6 protein-coding genes and 1 pseudogene are annotated in these 4,269 nt (G+C 57.8%); 1 reads left to right on the top strand and 6 read right to left on the bottom strand.

The genetic code is table 11. The annotated features are described in order from the left end of the window. A partial coding sequence (locus tag ACRESD_RS21405; protein ID WP_431752727.1) for a diguanylate cyclase occupies window positions 1–634 on the top strand: 634 nt, incomplete at its 5' end. A gap of 288 nt (window positions 635–922) precedes the next feature. Here ACRESD_RS21405 and ACRESD_RS21400 read toward each other — a convergent pair. The 6 genes and pseudogenes from ACRESD_RS21400 to ACRESD_RS21375 form a co-directional block, all read right to left on the bottom strand. Next, window positions 923–1,183, bottom strand: coding sequence for a hypothetical protein (locus tag ACRESD_RS21400; protein ID WP_431752726.1), 261 nt, complete (start codon window positions 1,181–1,183; stop codon window positions 923–925). Between the two features lie 49 nt (window positions 1,184–1,232). Next, window positions 1,233–1,406 (bottom strand): annotated as a pseudogene (locus ACRESD_RS21395) (GNAT family N-acetyltransferase); the annotation flags it as partial. Between the two features lie 83 nt (window positions 1,407–1,489). Further along, window positions 1,490–2,395, bottom strand: a complete 906-nt coding sequence (locus ACRESD_RS21390; RefSeq protein ID WP_431752725.1) for a helix-turn-helix transcriptional regulator — start codon at window positions 2,393–2,395, stop codon at window positions 1,490–1,492. Between the two features lie 36 nt (window positions 2,396–2,431). Further along, window positions 2,432–3,127, bottom strand: a complete 696-nt coding sequence (locus ACRESD_RS21385; RefSeq protein WP_431752724.1) for a fumarylacetoacetate hydrolase family protein — start codon at window positions 3,125–3,127, stop codon at window positions 2,432–2,434. Window positions 3,128–3,234: 107 nt separating this feature from the next. Further along, a complete protein-coding gene (locus tag ACRESD_RS21380) occupies window positions 3,235–3,564 on the bottom strand; it encodes a hypothetical protein (protein ID WP_065906328.1) in 330 nt (109 codons plus the stop codon). A gap of 121 nt (window positions 3,565–3,685) precedes the next feature. Beyond that, window positions 3,686–4,123 (bottom strand): DUF3995 domain-containing protein, encoded by a 438-nt coding sequence (locus ACRESD_RS21375; protein WP_431752723.1) that lies wholly within the window; start codon window positions 4,121–4,123, stop codon window positions 3,686–3,688. Between the last annotated feature and the right edge of the window lie 146 nt (window positions 4,124–4,269).

Genomic DNA, 4,269 nt, shown 5'->3' with positions numbered 1-4,269 from the left:
GGTGCATGTGGTGCGCAAGGACGGTGAAGTGGAGGCGCTGAATGGCTTCATGTTCGATATCAGCGAACGCAAGAAGACCGAAGAACACCTGATCCGCCTGCAAAAACAGCTGGAGGAGTACTCCTTCCAGGACGGCCTCACCGGCATCGCCAACCGCCGCATGTTCGACACCGTGCTGGAACGGGAATGGGCCAGTGCGCTGCGCAGCCAGTTGCCGCTATCGTTGATCATCCTCGATATCGATTTCTTCAAGCAGTACAATGACCACTATGGTCATATCAAGGGCGATGAATGCCTGCGCCAGGTGGCACGCACCCTGTCCCAGGCCGCCAATCGGCCACGGGACTTCATTGCCCGTATTGGCGGCGAAGAGTTTGTGTGGCTGCTACCGGAAACCGACGCCGCGTCAGCCAGACAGGTCGCGCGACGCTGCCTGCATCTGATGCGTCAGCAACAGATCGAGCACGGTTTCTCACCGGTGTCGGACCTGCTGACGCTGAGCCTGGGAGTGGGCACCCACATCGTGACGCCCAACAGCGCCATGCTGGGGTTTGTCGAGTCTGTCGATAAGTTGCTGTATCAGGCCAAACATAACGGCAGGATGCGCGCGGAGTTTGCCGATATTGAAGTTTGACGCCGAGGTCAAATTACGGGCAAAAAAAATCCCAAGTAGCTGATGGAAACTTGGGATTTAAAAATGCATAAACCGTGGGAGGTGAACGCCCGGCTATAGTACCGATTGCAAAAACCGCTAACAAGATTATTTTAACCCTTTCGTCGGATTCTTAATCTCGTAAGTCATTCAATAACCACACATTTTTTAAGGCAGCGAACACTATTAGTGCCACTTTTTGGTGCAATAAACCGCGATAGATTTTAGCTCTTGGTCGGTATATTCCCGCTATTAAAATAGGGTTATTGATTATAAAGGCGCGACGCTTTCCGCATAACGCTTCTTAAGTTGCTTGCAGGCTTCAGGGGGTTCAAGGCTGTTCGGCGCAGCCGCACGGGCCACGCTTTCAATATGTTGGCAGAGCGCCAGGCGCTCGGCGGCCTCTTCTCGCTCTCGGTCGACCTGGGCATTGAACCGCATGAAATAGGCGCCCAGCAGCACCGCGACGCACAGAACCCCAATCGCAAAAAAGCGAAAGCTGTCAGACGGCGGTGGTTCTGATGGATTCATGGGATCAGGGCGCCCAGCTCTTCTCATAACGGACGTAGTCGCCATCGACCACCTCGGCAATCCAGACACACGGCGCTTCACGGATACTGTCTGCCAGCACCTGCGGCGTGATGCCAAGTTCTGCCATTTGCTCGCGGCTCAAGTGGTTCTGTACGACAGCGGTACGAATGGCGAACAACGTGTCGATATCGGCAAGCGTTGCCAGTCGGATAACGGTTTGCATCAGTGCTTCCTCCCTGGAAGCCCGCAATTGTATGCAAATAGAAACATATCCATTGTCGTGGATTTGTAAAAAACGTGTGACGACTAGATTTCTGCCGGCTGTTGTCGCCGAAACTTCCCTGGCGCCACACCATGAGCCTTGCGAAAACAGCGGGAAAAATAGGCTTCATCGGCAAACCCGCAACGTTGAGCAATGACGCCGATCATCTGAGTACTGTTGAGCAACAGCGTGCGCGCCAGTTGCATGCGGCGATCAAGCACCAACTGAGAAAACGGCTTTCCAGTTTCCTTGCGCAGCAGATGCGTCAAGTAGTTGGGTGACAGGAATGCGGCGGCGGCCGTATCGGTCAAGTTGAGGCTGGGCTCGTGCACGTGCGCGCGAATATAGCCCTGCACACGCGCCAAGGCGTCCTTGCGCCCGCGCCGTATGGCGTTGTTGGCGGCGAAGACTTGCAGCGGCTCGGCGTACTGTTCACACACCAGGCCGATCAATTGAAACAGATACCCCTTGAGCCGCTCGCGGGCACCAAAGGTACGGTGGGCGTCGAGGGTGCGCATATGGGTCAGCCAGGTTTTCACCTGCTCGAACGCTGCATCATCAAGAATGAAATCCAGTTGTTCCTGAAAGCGAAATGGCGACAGTTCCGGTGCCTGGCCGATGGGGATGTCCTCCAGATCCAACGGATCACAGGTCAGCTGCGGCAGGAAAAACGCCTGGCTGAAGTTGATCAGCATGAACTCGCCGTCCTCCGGGTGAGGAATCACATGCAAGCGATGAGGCAGGATGAACGCCAGGGCTTTACGCGGAAACGGCCGCACCGCACCCCCGATATGCTGCACGGTATCGCCGCCGAGGTTGATCTGGATCTGGAAGTATTCATGCCGGTGGGGGCTGGTGAGCGCCGCCCGCCCGCGCTTGTCACGGATATAGAAGTCGGGGCGGTCGCTGCGTTGTTCCATGCCATAGGTGGTGACGCGGGTGCCGGGCATAGCGCTCTCTCAGGTGGCCAGGGCACCACTTTAGCCTCAACCGTTGCCGAGGGTGAAACTCAACTCGCCAACGCCTTCGATACCGGCGGTCACCACGTCTCCCGGTTGCAACGCGCCGACGCCGGCCGGGGTGCCGGTGAAAATCAGGTCACCGGCCTTGAGCGCCACGGACCTGGAGGCGTGGCTGATCACGTCGCTGACGGACCAGATCTGGTCGGCCAGGTCGCCGATCTGGCGCAGCTCGCCATTGACCTTCAGCCAGATACTTCCTGTGGACGGATGCCCTATCGTGCTCACTGGCTGTAATGCGCTACTTGGCGCCGACTCATCAAAGGCTTTGGCCCATTCCCACGGACGCGAGAGTTTTTTCGCCTGGGCTTGCAGGTCGCGGCGCGTCAGGTCGATCCCCACGCCATACCCCCAGACGTGGGAAAAAGCATCCTCAGGGCTGATATCCACCCCGTCCTTGCCGATGGCCACCACCAACTCCACTTCGTGATGCAAGTCCGCCGTCAGCGGCGGATAGGCAATCAGGCCTTCAGCCGGCACCACCGCATCGGCCGGCTTCATGAAAAAGAACGGCGGCTCACGATCCGGGTCATGCCCCATTTCGCGGGCGTGTTCGCTGTAGTTGCGGCCGACGCAGAATACGCGACGCAGAGGGAAACGCGCGGCGCTGCCCTGTATGGCCAAGGATGGGGTTTGCGCGGGGGGAAATACGTAATCGGTCATGGCCTATGCCTCCTGGTTTACCTGGCACCAGTATGTCGAGCGGCATCACGGCAAAGTTGGACAGGCTTACGCAGATATTGCACTGGCCGGTGCAAAGTACTCGGGGACTATTTGCGCGCCACCTTGTAGCGCAGGCAGTCCTGATAAAAGCTTTGGCGAATCGCCTCGGGCTTGAGCCGCGAACGGCTGTCATAGGTCTGCTCGGTGATGCCCATAGCCATCATGCGCATCCACGACTTGCTGAACTTGATGGTCTGGATCTTCTGCCTGGCAGCGTACAGCGACACGCCCGACAACTTGAGTTCCTGGGCCCTGGCAGCCGTGCCGGCACCCCAGCTGCACATGTACTTGTCACCCTCGCGCAACTCCCGTGCCTGCACGGCAGCCGCGCCGCCGGCCAGTGAACAGGCGATCAGCATGATTCCAACAGTGCGCATTTACTTCCTCACCTAACCACCTGAAAATAAAAGTGATTCTGGCGAGAATTTTGTTACAAAGGGGCCATTAAATTGCCTTATCAGCGAATGTTCACCATTGGTAAGTCACATCCGCCGGCACTTAGCCCCACGCCACCACCAACAACCCAACCCCCAACACCAGGCACAACGGCGAATAAAAATACGTATCCAACCGTGCAAACCTCGACCCACTCACCTTTTTGAAAAAACCCACCAGTTCCGAGTCCCCAATCGCCCTGGCGAACATGACCACGGCGATCGCGCTGATGCCCCACTGCAGCGCCCCATGGGACACCGGCGAGAAGTACAGACCAGCCCGTAGGCAAACGAGCAGCGCAATCGCCACCAGCCCCATCGCAACCAGAAACGTGCCCAACGTCGAAGGTTTGAACGCCGGCCGTGGTCCGCTGGCGAACTCGCCGGGCAGTTGGGGAATGGCGGCGAGGCTCCCGAGTTTGCCACCCGCGGCCCAGTACAGATGCACCATGCTGATGCAGGTAAAAACGCCGACGATCCACCGCGCGATGACAAAGCTCATGGCTGGCTCTCCCTGAAAATGTGCGATTCAGGATAGTCGCCCTGGGATTTTTTGTAGGCATTTCGTCGGCGGCTGATGGTAAAGTGCCGCCCCATGAAACTCGCCCGCGCCGACCGCTCGCTCATTGCCTGGATACTCTACTGCTG

The sequence above is a fragment of the Pseudomonas sp. genome, from assembly GCF_050739995.1.
Taxonomy (GTDB): domain Bacteria; phylum Pseudomonadota; class Gammaproteobacteria; order Pseudomonadales; family Pseudomonadaceae; genus Aquipseudomonas.
The sequence above is the reverse complement of the archived record's forward strand: the minus strand, read 5'-3'. Positions and strand labels throughout refer to the sequence as shown.